Raw genomic sequence first — 18,360 nt, forward strand, 5'->3', positions numbered from 1 at the left:
GGATCAGGCCCGCACGATCCGCATCCCGGTGCACATGATCGAGACGATCAACAAGCTGGTCCGCACCAGCCGCCAGTTCCTTCACGAGCAGGGCCGCGAACCCACGCCGGAAGAAATGGCCGAGCGCCTGTCCATGCCGCTCGAAAAGGTGAAGCGGGTTCTGAAGATCGCCAAGGAGCCGATCTCGCTCGAAACGCCGATCGGCGACGAGGAAGATTCGCATCTCGGCGATTTCATTCAGGACGCGAACGCGGTTATCCCGGTGGACGCCGCGATCCAGGCGAACCTCAAGGAAATGATCACCCGCACGCTTTCCTCGCTCACCCCGCGTGAAGAACGCGTGCTGCGCATGCGCTTCGGCATCGGCATGAACACCGACCATACGCTTGAGGAAGTCGGCCAGCAGTTCTCGGTTACCCGCGAACGTATCCGCCAGATCGAAGCCAAGGCCCTGCGCAAGCTCAAGCACCCGAGCCGGTCCCGCATCATGCGCGCCTTCCTGGATTAAGCCAGACAAGGGGGGCCGCAGGCATCCAGTCTGCCGCCCCCTCCTGGGCATTCCCCTTTCAGCGAACCGGGCCGCCCGGGCAGGCTTTCACAGCAACAGTCAAGCGCAGTCGAGGGGGAATTCCAGAGAACTCCCCCTTCCCCGGCCGGTCAGATTTTCGGGCCGATGACTCCTGCCTGCCTTCCGCTCTCGCCGATTTCCAGCATTCTGCGATCGTTGGCCGGGCATTCCCAGTTTGCGCCGTCGTTGACATCGCCAGCGCCTTTGTACCGCGCCATTGCCGGATACTTGCAGAGCGGCATGGTCCGTCCCGGTGCCTTCGAGAAATCCTTCACGCCAAATCCGTTGACCGGATAGAGCGTCGCCATCAGCGCGTCGGGAGCCCGGCCGTTTTCAACCCACTTCTCCATTGCTCCGATGGCATCGAACGTGTTCGGGCCAATGCCGCCCATACTGCAGTGCGGCGTTCCGGGCAGCCCGAACAGACGTACGCTCTGCTGCACCTTCGCATAACCGCCATGGCGCGATGCAAGCTGGTTGTAGAGGTTCGTCGAGGCGTAAGGGGTGAGTACGTTGTCGGAAAGATTGTGCCAGATCAGCAGACGCGTCCTGGACTTGAGCAGATTGTCGAACCCCTCCGGCCGGTGCCCAATGCCCGAAAAGGCCTTGCGCCGCAGGAGCGCAACTTCCGAACCGGGCACGACGATGTGGAAGTTCGAGACCTGACCGGTCCCTCCACTGGCGAAGCTGACGACCGAACGCGTATGGAAATTGCGATCGTTGTCATGGACGAAGACCTTGAGCATGGCATCGGCAAGGGGCCAATATCCATTGTTCGCGACATCGCCATTGTCCGAGCCCGGAAAAGGTTCCGCGGCCGAAAGGTCTGCAGGACGCTTGGGCGTAATGAACGACGTTCCCTGCAATTCACTGACGGCAAGGCCCGGCTGCACGACCGCGCCGCGTTCATCGGTGACTGCACTGATGAGCGTGCTCACAGTCTCGACCTGTTCTTTGGTAAAGCAGGTGCCCGATGCTTGCCCCGGTTTGCAGATCGGCAGATCGCGTTCCGGTCGGAAATTACAGGCGGCCGGATTCTGGATCAACCCATCCTGAACGCCGTCGAGCTTGTCGCATTGCGCCATGACGATGGGCTGGATCAGGGAAACGAGAGCAGGCGTCACTTGCGCCGCCGGTGATCGCAAGGACGCGATCGGGACACCGGCGAACTGGAACGCCCCACCTGACGTGTTGTAGGGCGATCCCGCTATGATGCCGTCGAATGCTTCAGGAAACAGGCTTGCGGCGACAAGCGCATCGCGTCCGCCGCCGGAACAGCCGTTGAAATAGGAATAGGCGATCGATTGCGGCCGATTGCGCAGCGCCCCGTAGAACGCCTTAGTGAAATCCTTCCCCATTTTCGAGAGCACTTTGTCTGCCCGGTAGTAGAAGTCCTCTATCGCGTCTTCATCCACTTCGCCCGACGGCTTCACCGCCCAGGTTCCGCCGGCCATTCCGGTGTGCCCCTCGTCAGTCGCGAAGATCGCGTATCCCTTTGTGATCGCGTCCATCGGTTTGCCCTGGCTCGTAATGACGATCGTCGGCATGGCCGGATCGCTTACGAAGAACTGGCCGCAGTGCCCCGAACAGCCGACCTGCATGTACTTCCCGTTCCAGTTGGCCGGAAAAGTCGCCATGAAATTCGCGGTCTTGCCGGTTGCAGGGTTGGTCACGAAGCTGCCGACTGCCTGACAGAATGCAGGCGTCGTGGCGGTCGAAGCGTAGAACCTTGCGCCTTCAGGCACCGTTGCGCCATTGGGAATGGCCTTTACCGTAACACCCTGGCCCAGCACGGATGCGACGTTTTGCAGTGCTGCGGCGCTGCAGGCGGCAGCCAAAGTCTCGTCATTGATCGAAGAGGGCTCCGGCCCTGAGGCAGCAACCGGCAGCGGGGCGTCGCTTGTACTGCAACCCGACAAGGCAATCGCCAGTACGCTGCAGGCCACATACCGTGCGCGCGTGAAATCGCGATATCCGATCATTTCGTTCTCCCTCCCGATCCGCCGCCCTTGCAGGCAGCTTCGGCATTATTTTTACCGACTAATCGGTAGATAATTTAGACCGAGGGGAGTTACAACGAATTTATTGCCGGGCCAGAAATAGTCCGCGGCCTCGGACAATGCGGTTTCCAACGCCAAATTCGGGATCGGCACGTGCCGGAGAGAAACCGCTTGTTCGTTTCTCAAAGGAAGGAGGTTCTGGCCTGAATACCAAGCGCCGCGATACCGCAGCGCCAGGCGTTGCAGTATCGCGTTAAATTCGCGTGGTTCCGCGGGCTGCGCCCTCAGACCGCGTTGGCGCGGATGATTTGCCGGTAGACGGCAGCGCTTGGCTTGAGCTTCCGCGCGTAGGTCTCGCGGTCGACGGCGGCCAGCCCGAACTGGGGCTTGTAACCTTGAAGCCACTCGAAGTTATCGATCAGCGACCAGTGCATGTAGCCCATAACGGGTACGCCCGCATCCATCGCATCGTGAAGCTGAGACAGGACCTGCGGAATGTACCAGGCGCGCTGCGATCATCGGGTGTTTCGAGGCCGTTTTCCGTGACGAAGATCGGCTTTCCGGTCTGCTGGTGAACATATTCGACCGTATTGCGCAGCGCCTGCGGCTGCTTGATCATCTCTTCGAGATGCGCACGATCGACGTAAGGCATGTCCGGGAGATCGGGAAGCTTGGCACCCTCGCCCGGAATCCGAACCTGCCGATAGGTCTGCACTCCCACGAAGTCTCCAGAGCGCTTGGCAACCTCCAGCCAGTCTCCATAAGCGGCCTTGCGCAGTTCCTGGTGCTTCGCGCCTTCGTTCGCGGGCTGGAAATCGACGAGGTTCAGCGTGACGCCGGTCGGAAGATCGCCCCGCGCCGCCTTGATCGCCTGCACCGATTTTTCATGGGCGGCCATGAGTTGCGGCGTCATGCCCTTGATATCGGGATGGTTCATCGTGACGAAGCGCGCGCTACCCGTCACGCGCGCAGCCTCCCGGTGCGCGGCCTCCTGCGCCTCGTCCAGCTTTCCGAAGTAGGCCTGTGACTGGGGCATGGTCCGATAGGTGAGGCCGACCTGCGGCTCGTTGATCGTGCAGGCAACGCCGATGATCGACGCAAGCTGACGCGCGGCCCGGTCACAATAATTGGCGAACAGGTCCGGCGAATCCGGATTGAGCCAGCCTCCTGCCTCAGCGAACCAACGAGGCGCCGCGACATGATAGAAGGTCATGACGGGCTCGATCCCCGCTTCGCGCAGAGCTTCTGCAAAGCGGCGATAATAGTCGATCTCGGCTTGAGAAAACTGACCTCTCGTCGGCTCGATGCGGGACCATTCGATGGAAAAGCGATAGGAATTGAGCCCGATCGCCTTCATCACCGCAATGTCTTCCCGCCAACGGTGATAGCTGTCGTCGGCATCGCCGGAAAACTCCGCGAACGTCTGCGGCTTGACGTGCTCCATCAGCCACAGATCCGCGTTCACGTTATTGCCTTCGATCTGGTAACCCGCCGTCGAAGCGCCCCAGCGAAAGCCTTTGGGAAACCGGCGCGAAGCCGGTGCGGCCAGTGCGGCGGATGCGCCGATGCCGGCAGCGCCCGCGACCATTGCAGCAGTCGCAGCCATTGCCTTGCGGCGGTCGAAACGAACCTGTCGATCCTCCATAATCTCTCTCCCATTCGATCTATGTTCTTTGTCGCGACCCTGCTTTGCGCGGTATCGCCGTATGCCTGTGGGCGACCCATCGGCATATGATTTGGCGCGGAAGCGGAAAATTGCTGCCGCGCCGAAGTCTTCAGTTCGTGCGAATGTACCTTGCGCGCTTCGCCTCGGTTGCGCGCCGCGCTTCCTCCACGGCCATTTCCTCCGTCGCGAACAACAGGCTGTCTAGCACCGATGCCAAATGGCCGCGCATGGCCGCCCTTGCCGCCGCCGCATCGCCCGCCTCGATCGTGGCAAGTACTGCCGTATGCTCGTCCACCACGGGCTTCACATTGGCCGTTCTGGCCTTGTCGTGCAGGAGGGCGCTTTCGGGCGAAGCCTCGCGAAGGTCCCACAAACGCTCGACAAGATCGATCATCGCGCGATTGCGCGTCGCCCTTGCGATTGCCAGATGGAAAGCCCGGTCCGCGCGTTCCTTGCCAAGCGGATCGCAATTCTCGCTGGCAATCTGGTCAACGAGCGATGAAATTTCCCGCAGATCCTCGGCAGTCGCCTGGGTTGCCGCAAGAGCCGCCACTTCCCCTTCGACCATGAGACGCGCCTCGGTCAGTTCGAACGCGGTCATATCGAAGCCGGGCACATCGTTATGGCCGGGCAGGCGCACGACATAGGCACCCGATCCAATCCGCGTCTCCACGAAGCCCTGCACTTCGAGCGCGATGATCGCCTCGCGCACGATCGGCCGGCTGACGCCGTAGATGGTACACATGTCCCTTTCCGCGGGCAGGCGCGACCCCACGACGTAACGGCCCGCCACCAGTTCCTCCATCAGCTTGCGGGCAAGCTCCTGATAGAGCCGCCCTCCGGAGGCATTTTCACGTTCAGACATATTGCTCTCTTTTGGCCTGACCAATATACGAGAAGTTGTACAGAACGACACCGCGCCGTCAAGGCGGGCGGAACAGGGAGCCGGAACGCCAGATGTTTATCCATAGCGCCAGGGTCATCGTGACCTGCCCGGGCCGCAACTTCGTGACTCTCAAGATCGAGACAGATCAGGGCGTCTACGGAATCGGCGACGCTACGCTCAACGGGCGCGAGAAGGCCGTCGTATCCTATCTGGAGGATCACGTTATCCCCTGCCTGATCGGCATGGATCCGCGCCGCATCGAGGACATCTGGCAATATCTCTATCGCGGAGCCTATGGGCGGCGCGGCCCCGTAACGATGCGCGCGATCGCCGCGGTCGACATGGCGCTGTGGGATATCAAGGGCAAGATGGCCGGAATGCCGGTCTACGATCTTCTGGGCGGGCGCAGCCGCGATCGCGTCATGGTCTACGGCCATGCCAATGGCGGCGATATCGCCGAAACGGTCGATGCCGTGGGCCAGTACATCGACATGGGGTACAAGGCCATCCGCGCCCAGACCGGAATTCCCGGCATCAAGGACGCCTATGGCGTGGGCCGGGGCAAGCTGTTCTACGAGCCTGCCGACGCCGCGCTTCCTTCGGTAACGGGCTGGGATACGCGCAAGGCGCTCAACCACGTGCCCCGCCTTTTCGAAAGCTGCGAGAGACTTACGGCTTCGGCCACCACCTGCTGCATGACGGCCATCACCGCTACACGCCGCAGGAGGCCGCCAACCTCGGCAAGATGCTGGAACCGTTCCAGCTGTTCTGGCTGGAGGACTGCACGCCTGCCGAAAATCAGGAGGCCTTCCGCCTCGTGCGCCAGCATACCACCACGCCGCTGGCGGTGGGCGAGATATTCAACACGATCTGGGATGCCAAGGACCTGATCCAGAACCAGCTCATCGACTATATCCGCTGCACGGTCGTCGGCGCGGGCGGCCTCACGCACTTGCGCCGCATCGCCGATCTGGCCGCCCTCTACCAGATCCGCACCGGCTGCCACGGCGCGACGGACCTTTCCCCGGTGACGATGGGCTGCGCCCTGCATTTCGACACCTGGGTCCCCAATTTCGGCATCCAGGAATACATGCGCCACAGCGAGGAAACCGATGCGGTGTTCCCGCACGATTACCGCTTCGAAGATGGCCATCTCATCTGCGGCGAAACGCCCGGACACGGCGTCGACATCGACGAGGAGCTGGCGGCAAAGTATCCCTACAAGCCGGCCTATCTTCCCGTCGCCCGCCTCGAAGACGGCACGATGTGGAACTGGTGATCGAAGGGCGCCCCCTGGGGCGCCCTTTTCACATCATTTGTCGAGCGTGATCGCGGCGACGACCGCCTTGCCGCCCTTGCCGGCGAAGTCGAGCTTCAGCACGCCGCCCCTGACATCTACAGCAAAGGTGATCGACTTTGCCTTCAGCGCGCCGCCGGCCGATGCGGCAATATTGAAGGCCGGCACTGCGAGAGCGCCGTTCGCCGATATTGCCATCATCGCGCTGCCCGGTGCCGCCGGGCTCGGCTGGAAGGTGAGCACCGTCACCTTCCAGCGGCCGTCCGGAGCCGGTATCGCATAGGAGAACGCCTCGCCTTCGCGCCAGAACTCGAAGAGCTCCGGAGACCCGGCTTCGACCCGGCGCGGATTGGCCGCCTTGCGGCCGAAGCCCTCCATGTTGAGGATCATGGGCGCGCCGCCGGTCACGAAATTGTCCGAGCCGAACCGGCGCCCCGCCACGGCCCGCCCCGCCAGATCGCCGGCATCGATCGCAATGCCGGAAAGGGCCGGATTCGGACCGGTCCACACGGTGGCATCGCTCACCTTCGCGCCGCCGACCTCGGCATCGACCACCGCGCGGTTTTCCCCGGGAGCAAGCCTGACATCCGGCCAGATGCATATGCGGTCGGGGCAGTCGGTCTCGCCAATCATCTGGCCATTGACGGTAAGCCGGGCCTTCGCGGCGTTGGAATAGGCCCTGACCTCCATGACCGCATAGGCCCTGTCGACGTAGCGCTTGCCCGTCAGATGGATCATCGGCTCCGGATTCCACTGCGCCTTGTAGTAGTAGAAGGCGTCCTTCCGGGTCTTGCGATCGAAGCTCACCAACCCCTTCGTATTGAGGTCGATCGCATCGCCCTCCTGCCGCAAGTCGCTGGGGAAATCGAACATGTTCCACGCCCAGCTGGCGAACACATAATCCCGCTCGCGAATGACCGGCCAGTTCTCTTCATGAACGAAGGATTCGAATTCTTCCGGCTGGGGGCGTCCCGCCATGTTCACGAAGCCGGCACGCACATTGTCGCTGTGCTGGGTGAGCGATCCTCCGCCGCCGTATTCCGAAACCGAAATCGGCAAGGTGGGATGATCCGCATGAAGCTTGTCCAGCGCTTCGCCGAACTGCCTGCGCGCATCGGTCGGGTTGGGCATGTACCAGCCGTAGTAACGGTTGTAGCCGATAAGATCGGCGGCCCCGGCCAGCCCTTCGCCGGCCGTCTTGAACATCGTCAGCCCTTCGCAGCAATCAGCAAAAGTGGTCGGGCGTGACGGGTCTTCCTGCTTGGCGATCTGGTTGAGATGCCTGAGCAGCGCAAGCGGCTGTGGCGGCTCTCCCTGGACGCCGAAACCCTTGGCGGAATCGACCTCGTTGCCCACCGACCACATCATGATCGAGGGATGGTTGTAGTTCTGCCGGATCTGCTCGCGAAGCTGCTGCTCCGCATTCGCCCATAGCCGGTCGCTGCCCTTCCCGCCCGACAGCGAAGGCGTCGTGACATAGGGCAGCTCCGCCCAGACCACCATGCCGGAGCGATCTGCCTCGTCCGACCATGCATCGGCGTGCTGATAGTGGGCCTGCCTCACCGGTATTGGCCCCCAGTTCCTCGATCATGCGCATGTCGCGGGCATGGTCTTCATCCGAAAGCGCCCATCCCTTGCCCATGACGTCCTGATGGCGGGAAACCCCCTGCAGCTTCACATGCTTGCCATTCAGGAAGAAGCCGGCATTGGCATCGAACGAGAACGATCGCACGCCCAGCGGCACGGTGACAGTCTGCCTTGCCGCCCCCGGCTCCCTCGTCTCGACCGCAATGGAGTACATGTAGGGGTCGGCCCGGCCGTTCCACAGGTGCGGGCGGGGAAGCGACAGGCTCACCTGCCGGGAATCCTGCCCCGGCGCCAGGCTCAACGTCTGCGACTGTGTTGCCACCGTTCGCCCCCCGGCATCGCGAAGGGTTGTGGTCATCACCATTTTTCGGGGTGATGCGCCCTGATTGCGCAGGCGAACCAGCACGTCCACGCTTGCGCTTTCCGGCGTGACCGAAGTGGCCTTCGCGTAAACGCCGGGCCCGCCGAAATCGAGCAGATCGACACCGGCATCCGGCGCCGTCAGCAGGGTCACGCCCCGGTAGATTCCGCCATTGACGAAGAAATCGCCCGAAAGCGGTATGACCTGCCCGCTTTCGTTGTCCGCGGTAGGCTTCGAATTGTCCGCCCGCACGACGACCAGATTATCCTGGCCCGGCTTCCAGACGGCTGTAACATCGATCCTGAAGCGCGCGAACGCTCCTTCGTGCCGCCCCACATGCGTGCCGTTCACCCATATGTCGGCAATCTTGCCCACGCCCGCGAAGTCAAGGAACTGTCGCTCGCGCGCGGCTGCCCGGGGCGCCTTGACGTGGAGTCGATACCAGCCCGCCCCCTGATAGTTGTTGGCGGACGAGGATCGCTCCTTCACATACTCCCCAAGCCGTTCCAGGTGTGCGGAACGGAAACCGTCTGCCAGGCCGCATCGTCGAAACCTTGCCGGCTGGCCTCCTCCGGCTGATCGCCGACCTGGAACCGCCAGCCTTGCGATAGATCGAGCACGGACCTGCCCTGCGCCGCGGGCTGCTGGGCGCTTGCCGCCTGGGCGACGGAAGGAGCGAAAGCAGAACAGCAGCAGCCAAGCAGTGCCGCAAACAGGGCGCGCTTGCCCTTCGCATATCTTGTCACCGGAGCATCCCCATTGCAACTTTTTGGACTGACCATCATGGACCAATCGGTCCAACTCTGTCAGTCAAATGAGGTTGGTCAATGGCGAGCGGAAATGCCAATGGCGCGCAGGCGGCGTTCCGGCACGCCCGCACCCTGTATCCACTTCGAAATCAGCGGGAAGAATTGCCCCTTGCGCCTGCCGGCGTTTCGCTTCCCAGCAAATCCGCCCGATCCGCGTAACGCAGCAGCGCCTTGTGAGTGCGCCTCACCTGAATGGCCCAGATTCGCTGCGCCAAGTCCACTTCCCGGTGAGAAATGGCATCGAAGAGCAATTCGCGCTCCACCCGCATCGCCCGCAGACGTTCCTCATCCGCGACGGACATGCGCGCAAAGGCGGCGCGGTAACTATAAGTGGTATCCCATAGCCATTCTATGATGTGAGACAGCAGCGGCGCCCGATGCCCGCTGAAACAGAGCACATGGAATTCGCGAGTAAGCGCGAGATATTCCTCATACCCCAAATCATCGGCAAGGCGATCTTTGAGCTGGCGAAGCGCGTCGATCGCCTCCTCGCCAAGATGGGGAATGCTTTCGGCCAGCAGCATCGGTTCGAGAACCTCGCGGATGCGATAGGAAACATCCATGTCCTCCACGGTCCGGCTGACCACCTTCGCGCTCGCATTGGCGCGCAGCGAAACCATTCCCCGCTTTTCGAGTATTCTCAACGCATCGCGCACCGGGATCCGGCTCGTTCCCAACTCCACCGCAAGCTCGTCCTGCTTGATCGGCTCGCCGGCGGCAAGACGCCCCGTCATGATCCGCTCCGCGATGATCCTGGCAACTCGGTCGCCCGCCAGATCGGATTCATCGCCCATTCCATTGCCCTTCAAGATCGTTAGCTCCGCATCGTAGACTTCCCGCATTTCCGGGGCAAGGCGCCTCCCGATTTGCAAACACCATGGAACCATGCGACAGGTATTGTATACAATCTGAAAACTGGGAGAATGACTTTGTCGCTTGAAGGCAAGACAGCCGTCGTCACCGGCGGAGCACGCGGACTGGGCCGCGCCATCGCTCTTCGGCTCGCGGCCGACGGTGCTTCAGTAGCCGTCTGGGACCTGAACGAGGCCGGAGCCCGCGAGACCGCTCAATTGATCGCCGAACGCGGCGGGCAGGCCATAGGTCTGGCGGCGGACAGTTCCCTCGCGGGCCAGATCAGCGATGCGGCGGTCAGGAGCCGCGAAGCGCTAGGCCCGATTTCGATACTGGTGAACAATGCCGCGCTCTCTCCATTCGCGAAGTTCGAGGAACTCGACGAGGAGACATGGGACAAGCTGATGGCCATCAATCTCAAGGGCCCGTTCCTCTGCGTCAAGGAAATCGTCCCTGACATGCTGGCACTCGGCTGGGGGCGGATCATCAATATCGCATCGTCGTCGGCACAGGCAGGGACGCCCAATCAGGCGCACTACGCTGCGTCAAAAGGTGGGGTTCTGGGTTTCACGAAGGCGCTCGCCATGGAATTCGCGCAGCGCGGCATCACCGTCAATGCCGTTCCGCCGGGGTTCGTGAACACCGAAGGGCTGCAGGAATCTCCCGTCGATGTAGCGGCATATGCACCGATGACACCGATGGGACGCGCGGGACGGCCCGAAAACATCGCAGCCGCAGTGGCATTTCTGGCATCGGAAGACGCCGACTACATCACGGGCCATACGCTGAGCGTGAATGGCGGCCGCTATCTCAACTGATGAAAGCTTGAGGATCGCATGAAAGAAAAGGGGGCAGCCTTCGCCGCCCCTTTTTTATACCGGGTGCCGGAAAGGCCCTACTTTGCGGCAGGAACCTTGGCCAGATCCGCATCGATCTGCTTCAGCTTCTCGTCAGTCAGCGCATCGCCGGCATAGGACTGGAGCTGCTGCAGCGTCATGGAACGCGCCATATCGATCTGCGGATTGCTGATCATCTCGTGAATATACTTGTCGAGGACGGCCTTGGTCTGCGGGTTGTCCAGCAACGTGCCGAGATCGGTATTGATTGAATAGACCGGCGCCGCAGGCGCTTCGGCAGCAATCGCGGGCGAAAGCGCCGCGGGCACGGCAAGCGCGGCTGCACCTGCAAGCATCAGGTTGCGAAACATTCCCATTTCAGTTCCTTTCAGGTTGATCTCTCCGAGCCGGCACATTGCCACCGGCGCTCCATCCCTTGTCCCTGCCTCATGTACCCTGATCCGGACCGCATCCCGCCTTGCACCGGGAGCGACTCCTCCAGAGCCTTCGGCAGCCAGACTGATATACCAACCGTTCGGTTCCTCAACGCAAATCGCCATGGCCGGACAGTGTTGCGAGAATCGCCGGACTGGAAAGCGATAACCAAGGACAGCCGATTGTGGATTCGCGCAGCTTTGCGGCAACCCCGACCCGTCGATATCGGCACAGCGATGGACTTTCGGCCGCGTCCTGCATCAGGCTTCCTGCAAAATCCGCTTTATTGCCGCCATCGCTTCCCTGGCCTGCACGGAGGCCGTTTGCCCTGCCCGCACACGCGCAAGACTGGGGCACTCGATCCCGATCGTCACATCCGATGGCGCAGCGCGCAGGATCTCCAGCAACGGGAATTCTCCTTCGCCGGGATAAAGACGATGCCCGATCGCCTCGCTCGCGGCAATTTCCGGCGGCACCTGCAAAGGCCCGTCGCAGAGCTGGACGTAACGGATCATTCCTTCGGGAAGTGCCGCAATATCGGCCACCGATCCCCCGGACCTGATCAGATGGAACGGATCGAGGACGACACCGGCATCCGCGCCGGACGCGGCGATGAGTTCGGCGGCCTGCTGCAGCGAGCTGGTCTTCCCTCCCGCAACCGGTTCCAGATTGGCGCCGATGCCGTATTCCGCCGCGATCTCTGCAAATTTGCCGAGCAGTTCGGCGGATTGCCCGCGGTCGGGATTGGAGTAGTTGAGCACAAGGGCCGTTTTCCCTCCAAGCCGGGCGCCGCGCTCAAGCGCGGGCCTATAGGCTTCGAGCGCTTCGACGGAATGAAGATCGAAAACCTCCAGCGTCTCTATCGCGATACCCGTGTCCCGGATGCGGCGCGCACAATCCGCTTCCTTTTCCGCCGTGCAGGCAGACGATGGATAGAGCGCCGGCGGCTGAACCCACAGGCTGATCGTACCGAAGCCCGCCTCTGCGGCCGCTTCGATCAGTTCCATCGGCTCGGTGTCGGTAAGCGTAAGACTGTCCAGCGAGAATTTCGGCATCACTCTCTCCCTTGTGCCGCCCGTTCAGGGCGCGCTGTGCGGTCAAGCTAGCCACCGAACGTACCGTGCCGCGACATCTCCCCGGCGAACTTCGATTCGGGGCGAGCACCACAACACCTTACCGACCAGTTGGTTTTCATGGCAAGGTCAGCCGTCACTGCCCCGTCGACCCCAAACCCGATATTGTATTCAATGCTATTCCAGCACCCATTGAACACACCAATTTACCCTTGGGCGCCACGATATACGCAATGATCGTATACAGGATGAATCGGCCTGCCTATTCGCCGCCGCAATTTTTGCTGGTAGGCAGGCCCTCCGGCAGACAAGGATCGCGCGGTCACCCGCGATTCCGCGCGAAGTCAGAACCATCGGGAATTGGGAGAATGCAAATGGCCGTAAACAGCACCGTCGCATTGGTCACGGGCGCCAGCCGCGGCGCGGGCAGAGGGATTGCGCGGGCTCTCGGCGCTCATGGCTGCACCGTCTACGTCACCGGCCGCACGCTCAATCCCGGAGACGCGGAAGTGCCCGGAACCATCCATGCAACCGCTCTTGAAGTGACCGAAGCCGGCGGAAACGGCATCGCGGTTCAGTGCGACCATGGCGACGATCAACAGGTCAAGGCTCTGATTGACAGGATCATCGAAGAGCAAGGGCGCCTGGACATACTCATCAACAATGCCTGCTATCAAAGCCATGCGATTTCGGCGCCGGGCCAATTCTGGGAAAAGCCCCTCGAGATTGCCGAGATGATGAATGTGGGCCTGCGCAGCGGCTTTGTCGCAAGCTGGTACGCCGCACCGCACATGGTGAAGCAGGACAAGGGCCTTGTGCTGTTCACCTCCTCACCCGGCGCAAACCACTACTGCTTCGGCCCCTGCTATGGCGCGCAAAAGGCTGGCGTGGACAAGATGGCGCATGACATGGGCATCGATTTTGCCGATTCCGGATCGCATGTTGCTGCAGCTTCGATCTGGATGGGCCCACTGACGACCGAACGGCTTCTCGAGATGATGGAGGCTGCGCCCGACAAGTTCGGCCACCTTGAAGGCAAACTCGAATCCACCGAATATACGGGCCATGTCGCCTGGGCGATGTTCAACGATCCGCGCATGATGGAGCGCTGGAACGGAAAGGTCGTCATCGGCGCCGAAGTCGGCCGGGAGTATGAGATAAAGGATCGCGGTGGCAACTACCCGCTTTCGGTCCGCAGGACGACCGACACGCCAACCCCGGAATTCGCGGCCTACAAGGTGAAGTAAGCACGGCGTTCCTCGGCGCCTCTCTCGGCAGATGAGCCGGCGCCGATAAACTGCTCCTCTCCACCGGCGGGCTCATCAGCAGCCCGCAGGACAGCACCGCGCACATGCGGGCAATCGCCTGCACGTTATTCGCCGCACATTGTCCGGCTAAAATGTGCCGCTTTCCGGCTCATTCCCTTACGCGCGGATCAATCTCCGGCCTGGCGCGCGCAGCAGTGGCACGATTTCGGTTGCACGATATACCAACTGGTTGGTAGCTTTGTTTTCAGTCGAGAGACCGGGGATCTTTACGTCAGGATTCTCGCGTGACGAAAATCATGCGCACAACGCAGCCGGGCCAGCGTCCGCGGCGAGGTGAGCAGCCCGAAAACGATAAAGTCCTGGAGAGAATTGTGACCGAGGAACTGGCCCTGAAGGACCGCGACTACCTTACGGACCCTACGCTCCTGAAGGACCCCTACGAATATTTCAGGGCCTGCGTGCGCAAGGCCCGGTCTACCAGCCCAAGACCCGGGATCTGCTGATCGTTACCGGATTTTACGAGACGCTCGAAGTCCTGAACAATCCCCGGGACTTCTCCTCCTCCATCGCCCCCGGCGGCCCGGCGCTCCCCCTCCCCTTCACACCCGAGGGCGACGACATCACCGCGCAGATCGAGGCGCATCGCGACCAGATCGTTGCCGGCGATCTTCTGGTCGCGCTTGACGACGTCCATCATGCCAATGCACGCGCCGTGCTCAACCGCCTGTTCGTTCCCTCCCGCCTCAAGGCGAACGAGGAATACATTCAGCATCTTGCCGACCGGATCGTCCGCGATGTGGTGCGCACGGGCCGATGCGAGCTGATCAAGGAGATCTCGGTTCCGTTCGTCACCCTCGTGATCGCGGATTTGCTCGGTGTTCCGTCCGAGGACCGCGAAGTGTTCAGCAATATCCTCGACCAGGGTCCGCCTCCGGGCAGCATCGCGGCGGAAGGGGCGACGACGGATGTCGGCCCGCTGGAATTCATGGCCGGTTACTTCGTCCGCTACCTCATGGAGCGCAGGGCCGCTCCAAACGGTGACGTTCTCAGCGACCTGGCGACGGCCACCTATCCCGACGGATCGCTTCCGGACATCATCGATCTCGTCAAGATGAGCACTTTCCTGTTCGGAGCCGGTGCGGACACGAGCGCCAAGCTGCTCGGCAATGCCATGCTCTATCTGGCCCGCATGCCGGATTTGCAGCAGCAACTGCGCGAGGATCGCAGCCTGATTCCGGCCTTCATCGAGGAAATCCTTCGCCTGGAGGGCTCAAGCAAGGTGACATTCCGTCTGGCGCGCCGACCGACGAAGATCGGCGAGATGGAAATTGCGCCGGGAACCAAGGTGATGCTCGCGCTGGCGGCCGCCAATCGAGATCCCGCCCGCTGGGACAATCCCGATCAGTTCGAGCTGAACCGCCCAAAACTGCGCGAGCAGGTCGCATTCGGTCGTGGTGGCCACGTCTGCTCGGGGGCCCCGCTCGCGAGAGTGGAAATCCGCATCATCATCGAGCGGTTTCTGGAACATACCAGCCACATCGCCCTTGACGAAGCCCGGCACGGTTCCGCGTCCGCACCCGATCTCAGCTACGAACCGAGCTTCATCATCCGCGGGCTGGAAGAGCTCCATCTGAAATTCACGCCGGCCGCGGCCTGATCCCCCATCCTTTTTGCGAGGAAATTACATGACCAGGAAAACAGTCATCGTCACCGGCGCAGCCGGTGGCATCGGGCTCGGTATTGCCCAGCGCTTTGCCCGCGACGGCCATCCGACCGCGATGCTCGACATGAACGCAGAGCTGCTGGAAAACGAAGCGGAAGCTTTGCGGGCAGAGGGACATCAGGTCCTCACCCATGCGCTCGACATTACCGATCGCGAAGCCATCGATGCCGCCTATGCCCGGGTCCGGAAAGAGTTCGGCCCGGTCGGCATTGTCATCGCCAACGCCGGCATCTCGGAATTCGTACCCTTCGCCGACCTCAGCCAGGCCTTGTGGGATCGCATGCTGGCGGTCAATCTGACCGGCGTATTCCACACGGTGCAGGCCGCCCTGCCGGACATGATCGACCAGTCCTGGGGCAGGATCGTCACGATTTCATCGCAGGCCGCACAGTCCGGCGGGCCGCAGCAGGTCCACTATTCGGCATCGAAGGGCGGCGTCATCGGCATGACCAAGGCACTCGCGCGCGAATTCGCGCCGCACGGCATCACGGTGAACACCATCCCGCCCTCGCTCGTCGAGACGCCGACCATGCACCGCCACGCGGAGAGCAGCGGCTTTCCGCTGGAGGCCATCGTCCAGATGATCCCGATCTCCCGCCCCGGCACGCCCGCAGACATCGCTGGAGCATGCGCCTACCTCGCATCCGAGGATGCGAGCTATGTCACCGGCCAGGTTCTCGGCGTGAACGGCGGCATGTACATGTAGTGCGCCCCTTGGCCTGAACGCCTGTGCGCCGGTCCCTCGTCAGGCTCACCAGGTCGCAGCTTCCACCTTGACCTTGCCGTCCAGTACCGCGATCGGATCCGCGGCAATCTGCGGATAGTACCGCTTCAGCATGGCATGCCAATCGTCGGGCAGGTCGGCAAAGCGGCTGACCTTGCCCCCGTTCGCGAACAGCGCCAGCGATCCGGGCCGGTCGTCCATCTTCAGCCATGCCGGCCAGCTGCGAACATCGTTCGACTGGACGCGGGCGTTGACGGTCGTGGTTCGGGGGTCGAGCACGATTTCGCGCGGACCGGCGATCGTGCTGACTTCGTTGAGGAAGGATACCGAGCCGTCCGGCGCGGTGACGCGCGCGTGCGAGCGGTCGCGAAGGGCCAGTTCGGTACGGCCGAGCGGGAAGAAGCTGACCGGCATATGTTCATGCTCGTATTTCGGCTGGCCGGGCACTTCCGGGATGACGAACTCGTTGTCGGCCGACACTTTCAGGTGAGTGGGAACAGGCCCGCGCCCGCCGACCGTCACCGTCTCCCCGGTGACGGGGTTGCGCAAGGTTTTCAACCGCTCGCCGGTCTGTACATCGACGCGGAAACTGATCTCCAGATCGATGAGCTCGAAGCTGCCGTCGGCATTTTGCGTCACGCGCTGGATGGCCCCGAGGTTCAGGGCGTACATGGGAACGAGGTCACCACCCGTCGATGCCATGTATGGCCCCTTGATCCAGGAAAACAGCAATCCGTCATCCGTGCGGTAGCGCAGCTTGCGATAGATCAGCCGGGCATCGGCAGGGTCGGCAGGATCAAGCTGACGCGCCGCCGCTCGTGCCGTTACCGATGGCAGCGCGGTAGACGCGGCCATCCCCAGCCCCAGTTTCAAGGCGTCTCGCCGCCCCGGCCGGGCAATATCGAACATGCTGGACATCACACACCCCGCGTCATGGAAGCTCTATTCTTGCCCATGACCGAAGAACCGGCACAGCTCTTGCGCGATTATCCGCCGTTCGGGGAATTGAGAGCGAAGCGCCTCCGCTCTACTCATATGCCGTCCTGTCAAGCCTGCCGGTTGCGCGCAACAAGGCGCCTCGGCCACCAGCACGTCGGACCGGGCCAGGGCGACAGCAAGCTGTGCGGCGCGGAAGCTCTGATCCGCAACGAGAATGTCGATCGTAGAACGCAGGCCGAAGCCATATTCCGCGCGGACGCCCTTGAGCGCGAGATCGGCGGCGGAGAGCCCTTCGCCATTGGCGCGAAGCCTGCCCTGTGCCGCCTTCAACATGGCCCAGGCCGTGTCCGCGCCGCGCACGGCTTCGCGCTCAGCCGCATCGGCCTGAAACCGCTCTGCCCGATTGTTTGCCTCGGCCTGCCGCACGCGCGAGGAGACGAGACCGCCCGTGAGCAAGGGCACCCGCAGTGTCATCCCGACAGAGGCGGCGCCTTCGAAATCGCGCAGGTTCCCGCCGGCCAGCCTTCCGCCGCGCCCGTAAGCCCCGCCAAGATCGACGGAAGCGCGCTCGCCCGCGCCCGATCAATTCGCGCGGTCGAAGCCTCCACCGCAAGGCGCTGCTGGAGCAGCAGGGGATTGGCCGCTTCCGCCGCCCGGCGCGCATCGTCGTTGCTGGCGGGCAGCGCGGCCGGCGATGGGACATCGGCCGTCAGCACGCCCGCGTCACGTCCCACGGCCGCGCGATAGGTCGCCGCCGCCGTGGCAAGCGCGCCTTCGGCATCGGCAAGGTTGGCGATGACGGTGGAACGCTGTGCTTCGAGCTGCGCGACGTCGGTGCGCGTCGCCTGCCCGAGATCGTAGCGAGCGCGGGTTTCGGCGACCTGGGTATCCAGCCGCTCGATGCCGACGCGGGCCACTTCCACCGCCTGCTGGTTGTAGAGCAGCGCGGCATAAGCAGCGACGACGCCTTGCAGGATCGCCGCTGCAGTGTCGCGCAGTCCTTCCTCCCCGGCGGCGACATCCCCGTTCGCCGCGCGCACCGCCGAAGAAACCCGGCCACCGGTCCAGACCGGCAGGGCCAGGTTCGCGGTCAGCGATCCTGCCCTGCCATAGCCCTGCCGGTCGTAGCCGGCATCGCCATCGACCGACACCGTGGGCCGGGCGAGCGCCCGCTCCTGTTCAGGCGTTTCGGCAAGGGCTTCCTGCCGGGCGCGGGCGGCGGCAAGCTGCGGGTTGGACTCGTAAGCGGCGGCTATCGCCTCGCCGAGGGTTTCGGCCGAAGCCGGAGAGGCGAGCAGCAAGGCGGACACGGCCCAGGCCGATCCTCTTTGCATGG

18 protein-coding genes and 2 pseudogenes are annotated in these 18,360 nt (G+C 62.8%); 6 read left to right on the forward strand and 14 right to left on the reverse strand.

Going from position 1 to position 18,360, the window contains the following annotated elements; genetic code table 11:
- On the forward strand, positions 1-508 hold a 508-nt coding region (locus ADT71_RS05595), incomplete at its 5' end, for a sigma-70 family RNA polymerase sigma factor (protein ID WP_156336494.1).
- A 149-nt stretch (positions 509-657) separates the two neighbouring features.
- On the opposite strand, the gene ADT71_RS05600 is transcribed toward ADT71_RS05595, so the two are convergent.
- The 4 genes from ADT71_RS05600 to ADT71_RS05610 all read right to left on the reverse strand — a co-directional run bounded on the left by ADT71_RS05600 (position 658) and on the right by ADT71_RS05610 (position 5,099).
- Entirely contained in the window at positions 658-2,550 is a 1,893-nt protein-coding gene (locus tag ADT71_RS05600; RefSeq protein WP_054435724.1) for a tannase/feruloyl esterase family alpha/beta hydrolase, read from the reverse strand.
- Between the two features lie 302 nt (positions 2,551-2,852).
- Positions 2,853-3,032 (reverse strand): family 1 glycosylhydrolase, encoded by a 180-nt coding sequence (locus ADT71_RS34885; protein ID WP_082370172.1) that lies wholly within the window; start codon positions 3,030-3,032, stop codon positions 2,853-2,855.
- Entirely contained in the window at positions 2,987-4,213 is a 1,227-nt protein-coding gene (locus ADT71_RS05605; RefSeq protein ID WP_054435726.1) for a family 1 glycosylhydrolase, read from the reverse strand. The genes ADT71_RS34885 and ADT71_RS05605 overlap by 46 nt, the downstream gene beginning before the upstream one ends.
- 130 nt (positions 4,214-4,343) lie before the next feature.
- Positions 4,344-5,099, reverse strand: a complete 756-nt coding sequence (locus tag ADT71_RS05610; RefSeq protein WP_054435728.1) for a FadR/GntR family transcriptional regulator — start codon at positions 5,097-5,099, stop codon at positions 4,344-4,346.
- 92 nt (positions 5,100-5,191) lie between these two features.
- On the opposite strand from ADT71_RS05610, the pseudogene manD reads away from it, so the two are divergent.
- Positions 5,192-6,399: pseudogene (gene manD, locus ADT71_RS05615) on the forward strand (D-mannonate dehydratase ManD).
- Positions 6,400-6,432: 33 nt separating this feature from the next.
- Here manD and ADT71_RS32970 read toward each other — a convergent pair.
- From ADT71_RS32970 to ADT71_RS05630, 4 genes and pseudogenes are all read right to left on the reverse strand, one after another.
- The gene (locus ADT71_RS32970) at positions 6,433-7,980 is read right to left on the reverse strand and encodes a glycoside hydrolase family 2 TIM barrel-domain containing protein (RefSeq protein WP_054435729.1); all 1,548 of its coding nucleotides are present in this window, start codon (positions 7,978-7,980) and stop codon (positions 6,433-6,435) included.
- A gap of 223 nt (positions 7,981-8,203) precedes the next feature.
- A pseudogene (locus ADT71_RS32975) lies at positions 8,204-8,854 on the reverse strand (sugar-binding domain-containing protein); the annotation flags it as partial.
- Complete coding sequence (locus ADT71_RS32980) at positions 8,851-9,111, reverse strand: hypothetical protein (protein ID WP_054435731.1); 261 nt, start codon at positions 9,109-9,111, stop codon at positions 8,851-8,853. The gene ADT71_RS32980 and the pseudogene ADT71_RS32975, both read right to left, overlap by 4 nt.
- Before the next feature lie 152 nt (positions 9,112-9,263).
- Entirely contained in the window at positions 9,264-9,968 is a 705-nt protein-coding gene (locus ADT71_RS05630; protein WP_082370175.1) for a GntR family transcriptional regulator, read from the reverse strand.
- 129 nt (positions 9,969-10,097) lie between these two features.
- Between ADT71_RS05630 and ADT71_RS05635 the strand changes: the two genes are divergently transcribed.
- Positions 10,098-10,844 carry an SDR family NAD(P)-dependent oxidoreductase gene (locus ADT71_RS05635; RefSeq protein WP_054435735.1) on the forward strand — a complete coding sequence of 249 codons (747 nt, stop codon included), beginning with the start codon at positions 10,098-10,100 and terminating at the stop codon, positions 10,842-10,844.
- A 77-nt stretch (positions 10,845-10,921) separates the two neighbouring features.
- Here the strand turns inward: ADT71_RS05635 and ADT71_RS05640 are convergent, their stop codons facing one another.
- Positions 10,922-11,239 (reverse strand): hypothetical protein, encoded by a 318-nt coding sequence (locus ADT71_RS05640; RefSeq protein ID WP_231635614.1) that lies wholly within the window; start codon positions 11,237-11,239, stop codon positions 10,922-10,924.
- A gap of 318 nt (positions 11,240-11,557) precedes the next feature.
- Positions 11,558-12,352, reverse strand: coding sequence for a sugar phosphate isomerase/epimerase (locus ADT71_RS05645; protein ID WP_054435737.1), 795 nt, complete (start codon positions 12,350-12,352; stop codon positions 11,558-11,560).
- Between the two features lie 65 nt (positions 12,353-12,417).
- Between ADT71_RS05645 and ADT71_RS05650 the strand changes: the two genes are divergently transcribed.
- Positions 12,418-13,617 carry an SDR family NAD(P)-dependent oxidoreductase gene (locus ADT71_RS05650; protein WP_231635615.1) on the forward strand — a complete coding sequence of 400 codons (1,200 nt, stop codon included), beginning with the start codon at positions 12,418-12,420 and terminating at the stop codon, positions 13,615-13,617.
- Between the two features lie 457 nt (positions 13,618-14,074).
- Here the strand turns inward: ADT71_RS05650 and ADT71_RS32985 are convergent, their stop codons facing one another.
- On the reverse strand, positions 14,075-14,335 hold the full coding sequence (locus tag ADT71_RS32985; protein ID WP_231635616.1) for a hypothetical protein: 261 nt from the start codon (positions 14,333-14,335) through the stop codon (positions 14,075-14,077).
- 15 nt (positions 14,336-14,350) lie between these two features.
- On the opposite strand from ADT71_RS32985, the gene ADT71_RS05655 reads away from it, so the two are divergent.
- Together ADT71_RS05655 and ADT71_RS05660 are read left to right on the forward strand one after the other, a co-directional pair.
- Entirely contained in the window at positions 14,351-15,295 is a 945-nt protein-coding gene (locus tag ADT71_RS05655) for a cytochrome P450 (protein ID WP_231635617.1), read from the forward strand.
- Positions 15,296-15,323: 28 nt separating this feature from the next.
- Positions 15,324-16,067 (forward strand): SDR family NAD(P)-dependent oxidoreductase, encoded by a 744-nt coding sequence (locus ADT71_RS05660; RefSeq protein ID WP_054435741.1) that lies wholly within the window; start codon positions 15,324-15,326, stop codon positions 16,065-16,067.
- A gap of 45 nt (positions 16,068-16,112) precedes the next feature.
- On the opposite strand, the gene ADT71_RS05665 is transcribed toward ADT71_RS05660, so the two are convergent.
- Genes ADT71_RS05665 through ADT71_RS05670 form a run of 3 tightly spaced genes read right to left on the reverse strand, consistent with a single transcriptional unit; the run spans position 16,113 to position 18,358 of the window.
- Positions 16,113-17,003, reverse strand: coding sequence for a DUF1838 family protein (locus tag ADT71_RS05665; protein WP_054435744.1), 891 nt, complete (start codon positions 17,001-17,003; stop codon positions 16,113-16,115).
- Between the two features lie 24 nt (positions 17,004-17,027).
- Entirely contained in the window at positions 17,028-17,546 is a 519-nt protein-coding gene (locus ADT71_RS32990; protein WP_369818181.1) for a TolC family protein, read from the reverse strand.
- Positions 17,495-18,358: a TolC family protein gene (locus ADT71_RS05670; protein WP_231635618.1), complete on the reverse strand. Its 864-nt coding sequence runs from the start codon at positions 18,356-18,358 to the stop codon at positions 17,495-17,497. Before ADT71_RS05670 ends, ADT71_RS32990 begins: the two co-directional genes overlap by 52 nt.
- Positions 18,359-18,360 lie beyond the last annotated feature (2 nt).

It is taken from the genome of Novosphingobium sp. ST904, from assembly GCF_001298105.1.
GTDB lineage: Bacteria > Pseudomonadota > Alphaproteobacteria > Sphingomonadales > Sphingomonadaceae > Novosphingobium.